The following is a 17,000-nucleotide window of genomic DNA, read 5'->3' as shown; positions in this document are numbered from 1 at the left end:
AGACGCTGCTTTCTAGGGCGGCGTATTGTACGAAATCGCCTCTCCCACTGCAACTGGCGTCGACAGATGTTTTTGTCGATGACCCTGATGCAAAACTTCAATTGATAATAATTATTATTTAGATCTATTCTGTCTCCATGCTCTTATGGAGGGTGACACCATGCAACCCGCATTGACCACGGCCATCCCGGCCCGCAAATTCAAGCTGACCCTGCTTGGCCCCGCCTTCATCGCCGCCATCGGCTACATAGATCCGGGCAACTTCGCCACCAACATCCAGGCCGGCTCCACCTTTGGTTATCAACTGCTGTGGGTGGTGGTCTGGGCCAACCTGATGGCCATGGTGGTGCAGACCCTCTCCGCCAAGCTCGGCATCGTCACCGGCAAGAATCTGGCGGAGCACATCCGGGACAAATTACCCAAACCGGCAGTCTGGGCCTACTGGGTGCAGGCGGAGATCATCGCCATGGCCACGGATCTCGCCGAGTTCATCGGCGCTGCGGTGGGCTTCAAGTTGCTGTTCGGGGTGACGCTGCTGGAAGGGGCCTGCATCACGGCCGTGGTCACCTGGGGCATTCTCATGCTGCAATCCCGCGGCCAGAAGCCGCTGGAGTTCGTAGTGGGCAGTCTGCTGCTGTTCGTGGCCGCCGCCTACATAGTCGAGCTGGTCTTCTCCCGCCCCCATCTGCCCAGCCTGCTGGAAGGCGCCCTCTTCCCCGGCCTGCCCAACGGCGATGCCGTCTATCTCGCCGCCGGCGTGCTCGGGGCGACAGTGATGCCCCACGTCATCTACCTCCACTCGGCGCTGACCCAGCACACCCAGGATCAGGGCAGCGTGCCCCAGCGGCTGCACAGCACCCGGGTCGATGTGGCCATCGCCATGACCATAGCCGGCTTCGTCAACCTGGCCATGATGGCCATGGCCGCTGCGGCCTTCCACGACGCGGGCCACCAGCAGGTGGCGGAGCTTGAAACGGCCTACCAGACACTCACTCCCTTGCTGGGTCAGGCTGCCGCCACCCTGTTCGGGCTCTCTCTGGTCGCGTCCGGCATCTCCTCCACCGTAGTCGGGACTCTGGCAGGCCAGGTGGTGATGCAGGGCTTCGTGCGCTTCACCATACCGCTCTGGCTGCGCCGGGCCATCACCATGGCCCCCGCCTTCGTGGTGATCGCCATGGGACTCAACACCACTGAGATCCTGGTGCTGAGCCAGGTCATCCTGAGCTTTGGCATAGCCCTCGCGCTCATTCCCCTGCTGATGCTCACCGGCGATCGCACCCTGATGGGGGAGCATCGCAACCATCCACTGACCCAGGCAATCGGTCGCCTCATAGTCGCGCTGGTAATCGGCCTCAACGCCTATCTGCTGGTCACCATGATCTAGTGTTCACTCCGCCATCTTCGAGCCGACTCGTTAACAGAGGTTAATGAGCCGGCCCCCGCTTTGGCGTATGCTGCCGCTTTTTCTTCTCTATTTCTCGTTGCGGAAGCCTTGCCATGGAACATACCCGAGTCAGCTTCGTGCTGGGCCATCATCAGGAACAGGCCTGCGTCGTCTATTGCGAGCAGGGGCAACCCAGCCTGCTGGTCACCAACCTCACCCCCTTCCATCCCCAGAGCCACCTCTGGCCCGATCAACCGGGGGATGTGGGCACTGTGCGCTGGGATGGGGGCGAGGCGGCCGTGGGCCCCTGCCGGATGGGGGCCATCAGCCCGGAAGGCAGGCTGTTCGTGGATCAGGATATTCCGGTCAAGCGGGGCGCCGAGGGCTGGGCCTTCGTGGTGGTGCATCCCCTCGCCGGCTACCATCAGCTTGCCATCGGCACTCAGGTGGAACTGAGGGTGGATGCCGAGGCCCGCCACTCCTTAAGTCTGGGCCACAGCGGCTGCCATCTGGTGGCGCTGGCCCTCAACCGGGCACTCGTCCCTTACTGGCGCAAGGAGGTGAGCGAGCGCGATGCGCTGGATCAGCCCGATTTCGACCGCCTCGCCATCCAGACCTCGCGGGTCGAACCTCTGAGCTCCCGGGAGCAATACCGCATCGGCAAAAGCCTGCGCAAGAAGGGAGTCAACAGTGAGGCACTGCTGGCGGATCTGGCGCTGATAGAAGAAAAGGTCAACCGGCAACTCGCTAGCTGGCTGGCTGCGGGTGGCGAGATCAGTCGCTCGCGAGCAGGCGAAGCCATCATCGACTCCCGCTACTGGCACTGCACGCTTGAGGGAAAAGAGCTGACCATCCCCTGCGGCGGCACCCATGCCGGCACTCTGGCGGAGCTGGGTCAGGTCAAAGTACAGCTCGCCCCCGCAGAGGAGGGGTTCAGCCTGCTCTCCGAAGTCACCCCCTGAGTCGGCGACAGATCCGGTTTATCCCCATCAGCCAAGCCGGATCAACAATATGCCGCAGAGGATCACCAGGGCCGCCATCAGCCTGACTCGCCCCAGCCGCTCCCCCAGCCAGAGCCAGGAGAGCAGCACGGCAAACAGCACGCTGCTCTCGCGCAGCGCCGCCACCAGCCCGATGGGAGCCAGGGTCATGGCCCAGATGACGATGCCGTAGGCAAGCAGCGAGAGGGCTCCGCCCAGTGCGCCCGAATACCACTCGGCCCGGGTCAGGCTGCGCAAGGCGGTGCGGCTCTGCCATCTCATCAGCAGCGGCATCATCAGGGCCGTCAGGGTAAAGAGCCAGAGGGTATAGCGTATCGGCTCCCCCGCCGAGCGGGCCCCTACCCCGTCAGACAGGGTATAGGCGGCGGTAAACAGCGCCGTGATCAGCACGGCGCACAGGGCGGCAGGCGCCAACCGGATGCCGCCGCGCCAGGCCATCAGCAAGACCCCGCCCACCAGCACCATGGCCCCTGCCACAGCCACGACACCGGGCACCTCCCCCAGCAACAAGGCGCCGAGCAGCAGGGTCACCAGGGGCGCGCTGCCACGGGCCAGCGGATAGATCTGGCCAAACTCCCCCAAACGGTAGGCCCGGCCGAGAAAGAGGCAATATCCGCAGTGCAACAGGATGGAGAGTGCCAACCAGGGATATTCGACCTGGGCCGGCCACCCCACCAGCGGCAGGAAAGGCAGGGAGAAGAGGCCGGAACAGAGGGAGACCAGCAACACGCTGACACGCCCCTCGGCCTGGCGCTTGGCCAGCGCATTCCACAGGGCGTGCAGCAAGGCGGCCAGCAAGATGGCCGCGAAGATGGCGAGGGTCACGACGGGGTTCCAATCAACAAGGGGACGAGATCATACCCGTTTGCGTCGCAGCAATGTGGGAGCCCGCTCATGTCTGCCCCCTATCCCTTTCACAGCGCAGAGAGTCAGCCCGGCAGCTTGCGCATGCCAACGTGAGGAATATCGTCCTCCAGATAGCCTTCCCCTTCCGGCGCGAAGCCGTGCTGGCCATAGAAGCCCTGCAGGTGAGCCTGGGCGCCGAGCCAGATGCTGTGCGCCGGCCAGCGGGCCGTGCAGGCGGTCACCGCCTCATCGAGCAAGCTGTGGCCCAGACCACCCCCTCTCGACTGGGGGGATGTGACCACCCGGCCTATGGCGGCGCCACTGTCGTCGCCGATGCCGGGGGCCATGATGCGGGCATAGGCGGCCAGATGATCGCCTTCATAACCGAGCAGGTGCAGCACACCGTCCCGGCGATCCACTCCGTCCAGATCCTGGAAGGGGCAACTTTGCTCCACTACGAACACCTCGGCCCGCAGTGCCAGCAACTCATACAACTCGTTCGTGGTCAGTTCAGACCAGGGTTTCAGGATCCAGTTCATCGGCGACTCCTTATCAATTCGGCCTGCCAGCATAGGTGAGCGCAGTCAGGGCGGCATTAACCTTTGTTAAGACTTTTAAGCCGTTTGCGAATGCGGCTCAGGCTGATGGGACTGATGCCGAGATAGGCGGCGATCTGGTGATCCGGCACCCTGGCATCCAGTGCGGGAAAGCAGTCCAGGAAGTGCTGATAGCGGGCCTGGGGGCTCTCGGTCAAGAGCAGCAGCTCTTTTTCTTCCTTGATGCGCAGCTGCACTTCCAGCAGGTGCTGATACCAGGCGGACCAGCAGGAGAGCGGACGCAGGTCGGCCAGCTGGAACAGCTGCAACCGGCAAGGCTCCAGCGCCTCCACGCTGTAGCGGGCGGGTTCGCCACTGAGCAGGTGATGGAAGTCGAGAAACTCGTCCCCCTCCCAGTAGAACTCCTTGATGTACTCGCGGCCATCCGCCAGCACCACCCTGGCCCGCAGCAACCCCTGCTCCACCCTGATCAGCAGATCCGGACTGTCGCCGGTGTGCCAGAGGCAAGATTTAGGGGAGAGCGTCAGCGGCCGGGCAAAAGAGAGGAGGCGCCTGGCCTCCTGCTCATCTGTGACCCTGTCCCGGAAAAAGGGAGGTCTGTCCATCATCACGGCGTCAGCTGCGGCGCTGACGCACGGCTTCGAACAGGCAGACGCCGCTCGCCACCGAGACGTTGAGGCTGGATACCGCCCCCGCCATCGGGATGCTCACCAGTTCGTCGCAATGTTCGCGGGTCAGGCGACGCATCCCCTTGCCCTCGGCGCCCATCACCAGCGCCATGGGGCCGGTCAGCTTGGCCTGATAGAGGTCGTGGTCCGCCTCGCCGGCGGTACCGACTATCCAGACACCGCGCTCCTGCAGCTCGCGCAGGGTGCGCGCCAGGTTGGTGACCTGAATGAGCGGCACCACTTCGGCGGCGCCACAGGCGACCTTGCGCACTATGGAGGTCAGGCCGGTGGCCTTGTCCCGCGGCACTATCACCGCATGGACCCCGGCCGCATCGGCGCTGCGCAGGCAGGCACCGAGGTTGTGCGGATCGGTCACCCCGTCCAGCACCAGCAGGAAGGGGGCGGCCTCTTGCACCGCCAGGCCGTCCAGCAGACTGGCCAGGTCGTGCTCGGCCAGCTTGGGCGCCTCTATCACCTTGGCCATGATGCCCTGGTGATTGTTGCCCTCCGCTTTGTCATCGAGGGTCTTGCGGTTCACACTCTGCACCTTGATGCCGAGGGATTCCAGCTCGGTCAGCAAGGGTTGCAGCCGGTCGTCATCGCGGCCCTTGAGGGCCCATACCTCGATGAAACGCTCCGGGGTGCGCTCAAGCAGCGCGGATACAGCGTGAATGCCGTAGATCAGTTCTGTACTCATTTAGTGCTCTTGGCCTTGTCGCGAGCATTTTTGCTCGGTCGTCTGTTGCTGGGCTTGGCGCGGCCACCTTTGTCGGATTTGCCGTGATCCTTGCCCTCTTTGCGTTTCTCGTGGCGCTGGGCGCTCTTGGCCTTCTCTTTCTTAATCTCGGCCTGCTTGCGCGCCATCTCCTTGGCGTTCTTGCCGGTGGCCTGAAGCGGCTCTTCCACCATCACGAAGTCGATCTTGCGATCGTCCAGGTTCACACCCATCACCTTGACCCGCACCTTGTCACCCAGACGGTAGCGACGGCGGAAGTTCTCGCCGATCAGCTGCATGTGCAGGGGATCAAACTGGTAGTAGTCGTTGGTGAGGGTGCTGACGTGCACCAGACCATCGATGTGGATATCCGCCAGGCGCACGAAGAAGCCAAAGCCGGTGACGCTGGCGATGACACCATCGAACTCGTCACCCACGTGATCCAGCATGTACTCGCACTTGAGCCAGTCGGCCACGTCGCGGGTCGCATCGTCGGCACGGCGCTCGGTCATGGAGCAGTGCTCGCCCATCGGGTCCACTTCTTCCAGCTGGTAGTGGTAACCACCGCTCGGGGTCCACTTGTGACGCAGGTTGCCCTGCTGCTCTTTTGCAGTCTGGTACTTGATGGCACGGTGCAGAATGAGGTCGGGATAGCGACGGATCGGCGAGGTGAAGTGGGCGTAGGACTTCAGCGCCAGACCGAAGTGACCGATGTTGTCAGCCTGATAGACCGCCTGACGCATGGAACGCAGCAGCATGGTGGAGAGCAGCTCGGCATCCGGGCGCCCTTCAAACTTGGCGGCCAGCTCGGCAAAGTCCTTCGGCTCGGGCTCGAGGCCGCCCTTGAGCTCCAGACCCAGTTCTGCCAGGAAGTCACGGAAACCGGTCAGGCGCTCTTCGCCCGGACGGTCGTGCACCCGGAACAGGGCAGAGGCTTCGTTCTTCTCGATGTAACGGGCCGCGGCCACGTTCGCCTGGATCATGCACTCTTCGATGATCTTGTGGGCATCGTTGCGCACCAGCGGCACGATCTGGTCGATCTTGCGCTGGGCGTTGAAGATGAAACGGGTCTCCTCGCTCTCGAACTCCACCGCACCACGCTGGTGACGGGCGTGCTTGAGCGCCTTGTAGAGGTTGTTGAGCTCTTCGATGTGGCCCACCAGCGGGTCATATTGCTGACGCAGCTTGGGATCACCATCCAGAATGGCCGCAACCTTGCTGTAGGTCATGCGGGCATGGGAGTTCATCACCGCTTCGTAGAACTTGTAGCCGGACATGCGGCCAGCGGCGGAGATGGTCATCTCGCACACCATGCAGAGGCGGTCAACCTGCGGATTCAGGGAGCACAAACCGTTGGAGAGCACCTCCGGCAGCATGGGCACCACGAACTCGGGGAAATAGACAGAGTTGCCGCGCTGATAGGCTTCGGCATCCAGCGCAGTGCCGGGCTTCACATAGGCGGATACGTCCGCAATGGCAACCCACAGGCGCCAGCCGCCGCCACGCTTGGCTTCACAGAAGACGGCGTCATCGAAGTCGCGGGCATCTTCCCCGTCAATGGTGACCAGCGGCAGGGCACGCAGATCGATGCGACCCTCTTTGGCTTTCTCCGGCACCTGTTCACCCAGACCGGCGACCTCCTTGGTCACCTCCTCCGGCCAGGTATGCGGGATACCGTGGGTACGCAGGGCGATCTCGATCTCCATGCCAGGGGCCATGTTCTCGCCCAGCACGTCCAGTACGGTACCGACTGCGTTGATGCGGGAGTTGGCGCGCTGGTTGATGCGCACCACCACGACCTGGCTCTGGCGAGCACCCTTGTTTTCGCCTTCAGGGATGATGATGTCCTGACCGATGCGGCTGTCATCCGGCACCACGAAACCCACGCCGTTCTCGACGAAGTAACGGCCGACGATGTCTGCTTCACGGGGCTTGAGCAGGCGAACCAGACGTGCTTCCTGACGACCCTTGCGGTCGATTTCGGTCGGCTGCACCAGGGCATAGTCACCGTGCATCAGGCGCTGCATCTCGCGGTTGTTCAGATACAGATCCGGTCCACCACCTTCCGGACGCAGAAAACCGAAACCATCTTTATGGCCGAGTACATACCCTTTGACCAGATTCAGACGATCCGGCAGGGCGTAACATTGGTTGCGAGTGAATACCAACTGCCCATCGCGCTCCATGGCGCGCAGACGACGGCGCAAGGCTTCCAACGGCTCTTCTTCAGTCAGCTTGAGTGCCTTGGCCAGCTCTTCGCGGGACATCGGCTTTTCGTGACCCTTGATGAGTTCGAGGATCAGCTCGCGACTGGCGATGGGGTTTTCGTATTTTTCGGCCTCGCGTTGGAGGAAAGGATCTTTTTGAGACATAAGCAGGCCTTAGGGTAGGTAGTAACCCAGACATTATATCGAAGGGGGGAGCTAATGGCATCCATCGACTGCCTTTTGGCCAATCTCTCTGTCATACTGGCGACAGTTTGCAGGTATGTGAGACTCGGAACTCATGAGCAAGGACTCGTTCGCCCAATCGGCCGCCTATTTGAAACAGGCGGTCCCCCTGATGATCAAGTATCAAATCCCCACCACCCCGAACAATTACCATCTTTGGTACAACTATGTCTCTGGCGCCATGCCCGAGCTGAATAACGCCGTCGATCACGCGATAAAACTGCAGGGTACCTTCTCCCTCACCACCTGTGAGCGTCTCTATCACCAGCATCTGGCCAGCCAGGACGAGCAACAGATGGAGGCGATGAAGCTCAATCTGGTCGCCATGGCCAATGAGCTCGGCCACTCCATGCAGGATGCGCTGGTCGATACCGGCCAGTTCCAGGCCATGCTCGACAAAAGCTTCGACAAGTTGAACCTCATCGATGACGAGGGACTGAGCCTGGACGACACCATGGCCATCTTGCGGGAACTGGTACGCGAGTCGCGGGACGTGCGCATGTCCACCCTGCACTTTCGCAACCAGCTCAGCAGCGCCGAGAAGGAGATCAAGGAGCTCAAGGCAGCACTGAACGAGACGCGCAAGATGGCCACCGAGGACGCTCTGACCTCGCTGCTCAACCGTCGCGCCTTCGATCTGGAGATGGAAAGCCTGATCCGCAGCAAGCAGCCCTTCTCGCTGATCATGACCGATATCGATCGTTTCAAGAACTTCAACGACGAATATGGTCATCTGCTGGGAGATCAGGTGCTGCGCATCGTCGGCAAGCGGCTGCGGGAAGTGAGCAAGGAGGGCATCACGGCCTATCGGCTCGGAGGGGAAGAGTTTGCCCTGCTGGTGCCGGGCCGGGTGTTGGCACTGACCCGCCAGATGGCGGAGAGCCTGCGCCGGGTCATCGAGCGGATGTCGCTGCTGGATCGCAAATCAGGCCGGCGCATCGATCACATCACCGCCTCCTTCGGTGTGGGGGAATATAATGGGCAGGAGACGGCGGACGCCCTGATAGAGCGCACCGACAAGCTGCTCTACAAGGCCAAGGAGCTGGGTCGCAACCGGGTGATGCCACTCCCCTCCTGAGCCTCTCAGACACAAAAAAGGCCGGTCACAGACCGGCCTTTTCATTTTTCCGCATTCTGCTCAGAGGCTTTTCAGCTTCTCTTCCGGCAGCGCCAGCTCGTCGTTGTGGTTGACGCCGATGCCGCGCTCCAGCACATGGCGGGCGATGGCATGGGCCTCTTCCAGGGAGTGCATGCTGTAGGTACCGCACTGGTATTCGTTCAGCTCGGGGATCTTGCCCTGCTCCTGTACGGTCAGCACGTCGCTCATGGCGGCCTGCCAGGCGGCGCCCACGCGGGCCTCGTCCGGCGCACCAATCAGGCTCATGTAGAAGCCGGTACGGCAGCCCATGGGGGAGATGTCGATGATCTCGACCCCGTTACCGTTCAAGTGATCCCGCATGAAACCGGCAAACAGATGCTCAAGGGTATGGATGCCGCGCTCGGAAAGGATCTCCTGGTTCGGCACGCAGAAACGCAGATCGAACACGGTAATGGTGTCCTTGTTCGGGGTCTGCATGGTCTTGGCGACCCGGACTGCCGGGGCTGCCATGCGAGTATGGTCGACGGTAAAACTGTCCAATAACGGCATTTCTGACTCCTGATTGGTTACGAGAACCAGCCCCCGCTGGGAAGCCGATCCTTGCATTGTCGATACTGGGCGCCGTAGCGTTGGGCACGGGCCTCCACCTTGCGGGAGACCTTCATCAGCCACCCCTTGCTGCGGTAGCTGCCGCGCCGGTAACCACCCCAGCCTTCGTGATAATTGAGATATTGACCGTAGGCATCCCACTTGGAAGTGCCATTGAGCCGCTGCGCCTTGTGAGTGTACCAGCCCATGAAATCGATGGCGTCAGCGAAGTCGTCGCGATCGCTCCAGCCGTTGCCGCTCTCCCGCTGGTAATCATCCCAAGTCTCATCCTTGACCTGGGCATAGCCATAAGCAGAGCTGGCACGCCCGGTAGGGATGAAGAGAAAATATTGCATCGGCGGCTGGGCATCGTGCACGAAGGAGGACTCCTGATACATCATGGCCATCACCACATGTACCGGGGTCCCCCACTTTTCGTTCATCTTGAGTGCTGCCTTGTGCCACTCGGGTTTTTCCCGAAAGATCTGGCACAGGTTTTCCGGCTGGGCCGGTGGCTGACTACTGCAAGCAGTCAGCACCATCAGCAGGCCGGCTGCCACCATGAGACGCATCCTTGGTATCGGATGGGTTACATTTTCGTTCTCTTGGTCGTTACGAGGCACATCCATCACATCAAATCGCGTCTTCGTTCTCTTCACCGGTGCGGATGCGGATCACACGCTCCACCTCGCAGACGAAGATCTTGCCATCACCGATCTTGCCGGTACGGGCAGTGTTCTGGATCGCTTCCAGACAGGCGTCGAGATCCTCGTCCTGCACCACTAGCTCTACTTTTACCTTGGGCAGGAAGTCGACCATGTACTCGGCACCGCGATAGAGCTCGGTATGGCCCTTCTGGCGCCCGAAGCCTTTGACTTCGGATACAGTCATGCCGTTGATGCCGATCTCGGCCAGGGCTTCGCGCACATCGTCCAGCTTGAACGGTTTGATGATGGCTTCAATCTTCTTCATGGTGACTCCTTACCAGTTCTGTTTACCGAACCCGGACGTAATGGGGTAGCGGCGATCCTTACCAAAGTTGCGGGTCGTGATACGGGGCCCGACGGCAGCCTGACGGCGCTTGTACTCGTTGAGATCCACCAGGCGGATCACCTTGCGCACCACGGCTTCTTCGAAGCCCTCCGCCACCATGTCAGCGACCGAGGCATCTTCTTCCACATAGCGCTTGAGGATGGCGTCCAGAATGTCGTAGGGGGGCAGGCTGTCCTGATCCACCTGATCCGGTGCCAGCTCTGCCGAAGGGGGACGATCAATGACCCGCTGCGGGATCACATAGTCGACGGAGTTGCGGTATTCGCACAGCTTGAAGACCAGCGTCTTGGGCACGTCCTTGAGCACGTCAAAGCCGCCCGCCATGTCACCATACAGGGTGGCATAGCCGACCGCCATCTCGCTCTTGTTGCCGGTAGTCAGCACGATGCGACGACGCTTGTTGGAGAGCGCCATCAAGAGCACGCCACGGCAGCGGGCCTGCAGGTTCTCCTCGGTGGTATCGCGGGCCGTCCCTTCAAACAGCGGCGCCAGCTGAGCCATAAAGCCCTCGAACATGGGCTCGATGGAGATGATGTTGAACTCGACCCCCATCCGCTCGGCCTGCTCCTTGGCATCCTCCACGCTCATCTGGGCGGTGTAGCGGAACGGCATCATCACCGCCTGCACCTTGTCGGCACCGATGGCATCTGCCGCGATGGCGAGCGTCAGGGCGGAGTCTATGCCACCCGAGAGGCCCAGCACGGCCCCCTGGAAACCGTTCTTTGTGACGTAGTCATGCACCGCTAGCACCAGCGCCTGATAGGTCTCGGCCAGGGGCGCCAGCGGCGCGGCGGGTTCCCGCTCTTTCAGCGGCTGACCGTCGACAAAACGCACCAGCGCCAGCTCTTCGGCAAAGGGGGCCAGCTTGTGGGTCAGCTCGCTCTGGCTGTTGAACACCTTGGAGCAACCATCGAATATCAGTTCGTCCTGACCACAGACCTGATTGAGGTAAACCAGCGGCAAGCCGGTCTGCTCGCAACGCTCGGCCATCAGCTCGCGGCGGATCCAGGGTTTTTCCTGATCGTATGGGGAAGCATTGATGGTGAGCAGCAGCTCGGCACCGGCCGCCTTTGCCGCGAGTGCCGGGCCCGGTTGCCACAGGTCTTCACAGATGAGCAAGCCCAGTTGATGGTCACGGAACGACACCACGCAGGTATCGCTCGCCGCGGTGAAGTAGCGCTTCTCGTCGAACACCCCGTAGTTGGGCAGATCCTGCTTGAAGTAACGGGCGATCAGCTTGCCCTGCTCATAGAGAGAGGCGGCATTGTAGAGCGCTTCTCCTTCACGCCAGGGGTGTCCCACCAGGATGGCGCAACGACCCTGCCAGGCCACAACACGAGCCAAAGCCGCCTCCACCCGGACCATCAGATCGCTGCGCAGCAGCAGATCTTCAGGCGGATAGCCGGTCAGCGCCAGCTCGGAGCAGACCAGCAGATCGGCACCTTGCTGGTCGGCCTCTGCGGCGGCAGCCAGCACCTTGTCACAGTTATCTTCGATGGCGCCTACCGTCAGATTTAACTGGGCAAGCATCAGAGAGAGGGCTTTTGCCATGGCGATGCATCTTGAATTCGAAAATGATGGGGAATGATAAAGAAAAGGCGCTGGCTGTGCCAGCGCCTTGGGGAGAAGGGCATCCGTTATTATTCCATCACTCTACCTATGACTGATGACGGATATACACATGCCTCCATATCACAGCACATCAGGCTAGGGCACTGTGGTGCACGTCGTCGTCGGCGTCGGCGTCGGTGCAGGTGATGCGGTCAGCAACGTCTCCTGTACCATCATCACACAACCGCCCACCGAGGTACCGCTGGCTGGCAGGGTAAATGTCTGGGAGGCCGGCGTGATCTGGTAACCGCTCTTGGAGAGGGTCAGCGTAAAGCTGCTGCCAGGTACCCCGCTACACGAATAGTTTGGTTTTGCCGGCGTGCCCAGATCCAGCACCTGACAGGTCACATTGGCATTGTTGACGCCAACGGTCAGGCCAATAGAGGTGGCGTCGCAAGGGGCAGATTTATTGTTTGGGCCCGTTGTCTTCAGCTGCAAACACTCCACGATCCCGTGAATGCTGGCAACCGGTTGGTCTTGGATACTGACCAGTATGGTGGAGGTCATGGCCGCAGTGACATCTTCAGGCAGTACGGCTGACCCCACAACCCCCGAATTACCCTGATAACTTTTCACCGTGATGGTGATTGGGCTATCGGCTGGCGGTGTGCCAGAGAAGGTCGTACTCTTGGCCGTCAATATCCCCCGGCTATAGGTGCCGTAATAGTTGTTGTCCGGGTCAACGATAGTGGCTATCGGCTGACTGGTCACGGTACCTTTGTTGGTGTCGCTGCTGCTCCATTCGCTTAGCAGCGTCATGTTCACATCCTGAAACGGGATTTTGGCCAAAATCGGTTCGCTCACTCCCCCTTTAAAGACCTCATCGCTTAGATAGCTGGGGGGCATGATATCCACGTAGATGCCACGGCTGATCAATTGCCTCGAGCCTATCGAAGTCGACAGGGCCGTGGTACTGTCACCAGCCCGGTTCGCCGCCAGCCAGCTATTGAATGACTGGATCGCCGGGGAGGAGTTGGGGGTCGACCAACTGCTGTCAGTTGTCCCAGCGAAAGCCGTTTTCTGCCATTTGGCATGCTCTGTCACCACATAGACCACATAAGCCTGATAGTTCGCCAGATTGGTGGTATCGTTCAGAAAGCTGGCGGAGAAACTGGTTAGGCTCGCAAGGCGCCAATCCGGTGCGGGGCGGTAGAAACCATCGATACGGATAAACCGGCAGGCATCCAGATAATCACCTGTGCTGGCCGCCACCAGGCTACTCCCGCTTGCTTGGTATCTGCCCCTGCTCGTGTTCAGTGGTGCGTAATAGCCGGCAAATCCTTGGGTGCTCACATCATGATGTTCATTGCAACAAGTCGAGCAGAGTGTTTCCTGCTGATTGGCATTGCCTTTCAGCACCCCGACAGACTTGCTCAACTGTGTACCTGACTTCCAATATTGCAGATCATCGGACTCGATATAATAGGGACGTGCGGGCAAATAAGCCGTTCCTGTGCCACCGGAAAAAGTGCAGCTGCAATAAACCGTGGCAGTATCCTGAACCGACTGTCGCTGACTGCCGGTTCCTATAGTCTGGTAAGTCGCCGTATCAAATTGAATGGTTCGGCTGGAACTGGATCCTCCCGATATATGGGGTAAAGGCTTGCTCGTCTCTTTATTGCTGCCATTCCCCAGCGCAACTGAAACCACGTCCGGAACGCTTCCCTGCGTATAGTCAACCGTGGGACTTTCACGGGGTTTGACCAGACCGTCTCCGGTTTCTTCGCTGGTGAAGGAACCTGTGGGGGAAATAGCGCCTGCCAGCTGCAGCGTACGGGCTGCCCCATCATTATCATTCCAGGTGACAGTCACCTCTACCCGCTTACGCTCCGGATAGTCGTAAAGATAAGTGGCTGGCTTAGTTGTCGACCAGACACCGCCATTCAGATACTGGTTGCTGACCTTCCAGCTGACTCCGTAGTTGTCATTCGAGAGTGACTGGCTGCTGCTACCGGTGGAAATGTCTTTATAAGCAGTGAGTGGTGGGGTCGCTGTGCGTATTTCGTTGAAGTTGCGAAACTCATCGAGCTTGGACTCGGCCAATCGCATGGCTATCTCGTACCGCCCCCCTTCGCGGGCTGTACTCAACATGCCACGCGCCAGCGAGACAAGCCCAGCCACCCCCACCCCGAGCAGTACCAGGGTAATCAGGATCTCCAGCAGACCGAATCCTTTCTGCTTTTTCATATGCGTTCCTCGCCCTACCAATCCCGCCAACTACCGGGCACCATCTTTGTGGTCTGAAAACTGGCGCCCTGTTGAACACCGTCAAGCACGGATTGATCGTATTTGACATTGAAAGTACCGCTCGTGATATCGATAGGGGCATTGGCAATCAGGGAGCCATTCACCGTTGCCGTACCATTTGCTTTCACCCGCGGAGGATTACTCGGATCATCGGAATGCGCGAAAATGATGCCGTTGAATACCAAGCCGCCATTCATCGTCAGGTCACCATCCCGGACAATCAGCACCACGGGAGCCCCCGCACTTCCAATCAGACTCGCAGTGAAGTCGCAATCGACGCCAACATCGACAATAAATATCCCGGTCGATGTCGCCCCCAGAGAGCTGCAATTGGGGATAGAAATCGCCCCGTTATCGAACATGTTAGCCCAGCCTTCATCTGTATTCGGCTCTCCAAACAGATACCAGAGCAGATCGTCTGGGAAGGTGGGATCACTTGCCTTTATATCCGGCCCGATATCATTATCATCGCTGAGATTAGTACTGCAGCTGCCGCCGCTAAAATCCCCTTGGTGACACGTCTGCCAGGATCCGCTGCCCCCTACAGCCTGATCAGACCAGACCGATAGCGGTACCCCTGGCCCCCCACCGTTTGGATTGGCAACCACAGTGAAGTTTCCCCCAATAGAAGCCCCTCCCGCGACCATCAGAGGTACAGCTTTGGCTGCGGAAAGCAGATGATAGGCCGCAACCTGAACCCGCACGGTAGCGGTTCCCAGATTGCTGGGCAAAGTGGCTATGGATACCAACTCCACCGGCGTCACATCCAGCGTATTGGGCGGTGAGCCGACCGTGATCGGCGTTGTATTGGTAGCCGTGAGCAGATAAGTGCCTTCCGCCGAGCTGACCGTCAGGCCGCCGCTGGGGATAGCAATGCCAGCGCCCTGCCGACTCAGGCCATCGGCAATACCCAACTCAGCCAGTGCAATGGCCTGCCGATATTGAACCTCGTTGACGCTGACTTTTCGGTCGGCCACCATCAACTTTCCCACCAACAAGGAAATACCGACAAGGATAAGGATAAGCAGCAGGGTGACCGTAAAGGTGGTGAAACCGGCGTGGCGCTTCATGACATCAGAACCCGTCGTTGCGCAGCTTGATATCCCGCTGCAGAGTGAGTACCAGGGCCGGAGATTTGATATCGTTGCCCGTGATAGTGAGCCTGATAGTTCTGACCCCCGTGGAGACAGAACCGGAAATCATCGTAAAGCTCAGGTCAGTAATCTCAATCGCATCATCCGTAGTAAGTCTATTGCCCCCACTACTACAGGCAGTAGTTAACGTCCCCACGCTTGCCGAAGCAGATAGATCATCCAGCCATATGGAGCTATCTGTGCTCGTAGAACGATAACTGTATACAACAGCCTCCTTAGCCCCTGGCAAGCCAGGGCTTGGAGCATTAGCATCACGCTCATCGTATTTCACTGCTATACAGCGGAATTTATCTGGCGAAGACGAATATTTATTTAGCAAATGCTTAGTAGAATCGAAATAGAAGGGAGATGTTGCGCCAGAGACCAGAGTATGGGCTGCAGCACTGGTGTCATAACCTGCACGCTGGATATCACGAGCCATCATGTCCGTAATCGATTGAAGCTCCTGATTGAGTCTACTCACCTGCATGGCAGTTCTGTTGGCCTTGAGGATGCTGGCAAAGAGCGCCGACGCAGCCGCAACCAGCAGCAAGCCCGCCACCATGGCCACCATCAGCTCCACCAGATTGAAACCCCGGTTGTGTCTTAAGAACATGTTGGGACACCCCCAACCTTGCTGCCTGTTGGTGCACAGGTAGATACCCGCCCCAAGTCACTCGAACGAACCTGTATGGTATAGGCACCAGAGCTCAGCTCAATATTCCCCGCGGGTAAAGTCCCCCTGCGTGGTGAAAAAGTGAGTTTGCCCCCGGTGTAACTGGCGGTCAGTGCAATACCAGGATATTCGCTGGCATCACCGCCTTTTCGCCCTTCCACGCTGGAGCAACTGTCGGCACAACTGTTACAACTGCCCGCTCCGTCGACCGCAACCCGATAGCACCAGCCGCTCAGTCCGCTGTTGAAAATGATGAGGGTGAGGTTGTTGTTGCGTTTGACCGCCTCGGACTTGAGCAGCATGACATCGGTATAGATGGCCTGCGTCGCAGCTCTGACCATCTGCTCCTGTCGCAATGACTGATAGCTGGGGAGCGCGACGGCAACCAGGATCGCCACCAGTGCCAAGGCGAGTATCAGTTCTATCAGGGTAAAGCCGGACACCGGCCTGATTCGCATTTCCATGTTTGCACAGACTCCTGTCTGTAGCCCGTTCTCGGGCCGGCGAGTACTATCCTATGATAGTCTCAACTCACCTATGGAACCATGCCGATGCCAATACGCTTCGCAAGAGGAATAACGCTGATTGAATTGATGGTCGTAGTCGCCATCGTGGCCATCATTGCTGCCATCGCCTATCCCTCTTTCCAAAACGGACTGCAGCACTCCCGACGTGCCGATGCGTTCAAGACTCTGCTGACCATGCAACTCAAGCAGGAAGAGTATCGCATCACCAGCAGCGCTTACAGCACGAACCTGGCGGATCTTGGTAACCCCAGCAGCAGCTACTACAGTTTTTCCGTTGTTGCTGCGTCGACCGGTGCCGCCACCTACAAGCTGCAAGCTCAGGCTATTGGTGCCCAGCTCGGCGATACAGGCTGTACCCTGCTAACCATCACAAAGGCCGATGTGAAGGATCCTGCCGACTGCTGGAAGTGAACCCTCATAACCATCAGCACCCAGTTGAAGGTGA

General features: G+C 59.6%; 17 protein-coding genes. 4 read left to right on the top strand and 13 right to left on the bottom strand.

Annotated elements, in window-relative coordinates:
- Nucleotides 1-160: 160 nt before the first annotated feature.
- Both KW824_RS19710 and KW824_RS19705 read left to right on the top strand, forming a co-directional pair.
- Entirely contained in the window at nucleotides 161-1,384 is a 1,224-nt protein-coding gene (locus KW824_RS19710) for an Nramp family divalent metal transporter (RefSeq protein WP_218410795.1), read from the top strand.
- Nucleotides 1,385-1,497: 113 nt separating this feature from the next.
- On the top strand, nucleotides 1,498-2,346 hold the full coding sequence (locus KW824_RS19705) for a hypothetical protein (RefSeq protein ID WP_218410794.1): 849 nt from the start codon (nucleotides 1,498-1,500) through the stop codon (nucleotides 2,344-2,346).
- Nucleotides 2,347-2,373: 27 nt separating this feature from the next.
- Here KW824_RS19705 and KW824_RS19700 read toward each other — a convergent pair whose 3' ends face one another.
- From KW824_RS19700 to rnr, 5 genes are all read right to left on the bottom strand, one after another.
- Nucleotides 2,374-3,210: a DMT family transporter gene (locus KW824_RS19700; protein WP_218410793.1), complete on the bottom strand. Its 837-nt coding sequence runs from the start codon at nucleotides 3,208-3,210 to the stop codon at nucleotides 2,374-2,376.
- 104 nt (nucleotides 3,211-3,314) lie between these two features.
- A complete protein-coding gene (locus KW824_RS19695) occupies nucleotides 3,315-3,770 on the bottom strand; it encodes a GNAT family N-acetyltransferase (RefSeq protein ID WP_218410792.1) in 456 nt (151 codons plus the stop codon).
- A gap of 56 nt (nucleotides 3,771-3,826) precedes the next feature.
- Entirely contained in the window at nucleotides 3,827-4,393 is a 567-nt protein-coding gene (locus KW824_RS19690) for a Crp/Fnr family transcriptional regulator (protein ID WP_218410806.1), read from the bottom strand.
- Nucleotides 4,394-4,403: 10 nt separating this feature from the next.
- Nucleotides 4,404-5,153, bottom strand: a complete 750-nt coding sequence (gene rlmB, locus KW824_RS19685) for a 23S rRNA (guanosine(2251)-2'-O)-methyltransferase RlmB (RefSeq protein ID WP_218410790.1) — start codon at nucleotides 5,151-5,153, stop codon at nucleotides 4,404-4,406.
- The gene (gene rnr, locus KW824_RS19680) at nucleotides 5,150-7,543 is read right to left on the bottom strand and encodes a ribonuclease R (protein ID WP_005331756.1); all 2,394 of its coding nucleotides are present in this window, start codon (nucleotides 7,541-7,543) and stop codon (nucleotides 5,150-5,152) included. The genes rlmB and rnr overlap by 4 nt, the downstream gene beginning before the upstream one ends.
- A gap of 133 nt (nucleotides 7,544-7,676) precedes the next feature.
- Here rnr and KW824_RS19675 point away from each other — a divergent pair, with 133 nt between their 5' ends.
- Nucleotides 7,677-8,699, top strand: a complete 1,023-nt coding sequence (locus KW824_RS19675) for a GGDEF domain-containing protein (RefSeq protein ID WP_043131489.1) — start codon at nucleotides 7,677-7,679, stop codon at nucleotides 8,697-8,699.
- A gap of 60 nt (nucleotides 8,700-8,759) precedes the next feature.
- Here KW824_RS19675 and luxS read toward each other — a convergent pair whose 3' ends face one another.
- From luxS to KW824_RS19635, 8 genes are all read right to left on the bottom strand, one after another.
- A complete protein-coding gene (gene luxS / locus KW824_RS19670) occupies nucleotides 8,760-9,269 on the bottom strand; it encodes an S-ribosylhomocysteine lyase (RefSeq protein WP_017782209.1) in 510 nt (169 codons plus the stop codon).
- A 17-nt stretch (nucleotides 9,270-9,286) separates the two neighbouring features.
- A complete protein-coding gene (locus KW824_RS19665) occupies nucleotides 9,287-9,880 on the bottom strand; it encodes a transglycosylase SLT domain-containing protein (protein WP_139751230.1) in 594 nt (197 codons plus the stop codon).
- A 61-nt stretch (nucleotides 9,881-9,941) separates the two neighbouring features.
- Nucleotides 9,942-10,280 (bottom strand): nitrogen regulatory protein P-II, encoded by a 339-nt coding sequence (gene glnB, locus KW824_RS19660; RefSeq protein ID WP_005308848.1) that lies wholly within the window; start codon nucleotides 10,278-10,280, stop codon nucleotides 9,942-9,944.
- 9 nt (nucleotides 10,281-10,289) lie between these two features.
- On the bottom strand, nucleotides 10,290-11,912 hold the full coding sequence (locus KW824_RS19655; RefSeq protein WP_043131484.1) for an NAD+ synthase: 1,623 nt from the start codon (nucleotides 11,910-11,912) through the stop codon (nucleotides 10,290-10,292).
- 156 nt (nucleotides 11,913-12,068) lie between these two features.
- Nucleotides 12,069-14,159: a prepilin-type N-terminal cleavage/methylation domain-containing protein gene (locus KW824_RS19650; protein ID WP_218410789.1), complete on the bottom strand. Its 2,091-nt coding sequence runs from the start codon at nucleotides 14,157-14,159 to the stop codon at nucleotides 12,069-12,071.
- A gap of 14 nt (nucleotides 14,160-14,173) precedes the next feature.
- Nucleotides 14,174-15,289, bottom strand: coding sequence for a PilX N-terminal domain-containing pilus assembly protein (locus KW824_RS19645; RefSeq protein ID WP_182786601.1), 1,116 nt, complete (start codon nucleotides 15,287-15,289; stop codon nucleotides 14,174-14,176).
- 4 nt (nucleotides 15,290-15,293) lie between these two features.
- The gene (locus KW824_RS19640) at nucleotides 15,294-15,968 is read right to left on the bottom strand and encodes a PilW family protein (RefSeq protein ID WP_232092315.1); all 675 of its coding nucleotides are present in this window, start codon (nucleotides 15,966-15,968) and stop codon (nucleotides 15,294-15,296) included.
- Nucleotides 15,959-16,492: a GspH/FimT family protein gene (locus tag KW824_RS19635; RefSeq protein WP_256351432.1), complete on the bottom strand. Its 534-nt coding sequence runs from the start codon at nucleotides 16,490-16,492 to the stop codon at nucleotides 15,959-15,961. Before KW824_RS19635 ends, KW824_RS19640 begins: the two co-directional genes overlap by 10 nt.
- Nucleotides 16,493-16,579: 87 nt before the next feature.
- Here KW824_RS19635 and KW824_RS19630 point away from each other — a divergent pair, with 87 nt between their 5' ends.
- Nucleotides 16,580-16,966: a type IV pilin protein gene (locus tag KW824_RS19630; RefSeq protein WP_256351431.1), complete on the top strand. Its 387-nt coding sequence runs from the start codon at nucleotides 16,580-16,582 to the stop codon at nucleotides 16,964-16,966.
- Nucleotides 16,967-17,000: the final 34 nt, after the last annotated feature.

Source organism: Aeromonas sp. sif0611 (assembly GCF_019218845.1).
GTDB classification, from domain to species: Bacteria; Pseudomonadota; Gammaproteobacteria; order Enterobacterales; family Aeromonadaceae; genus Aeromonas; species Aeromonas media.
The sequence above is the reverse complement of the archived record's forward strand: the minus strand, read 5'-3'. Positions and strand labels throughout refer to the sequence as shown.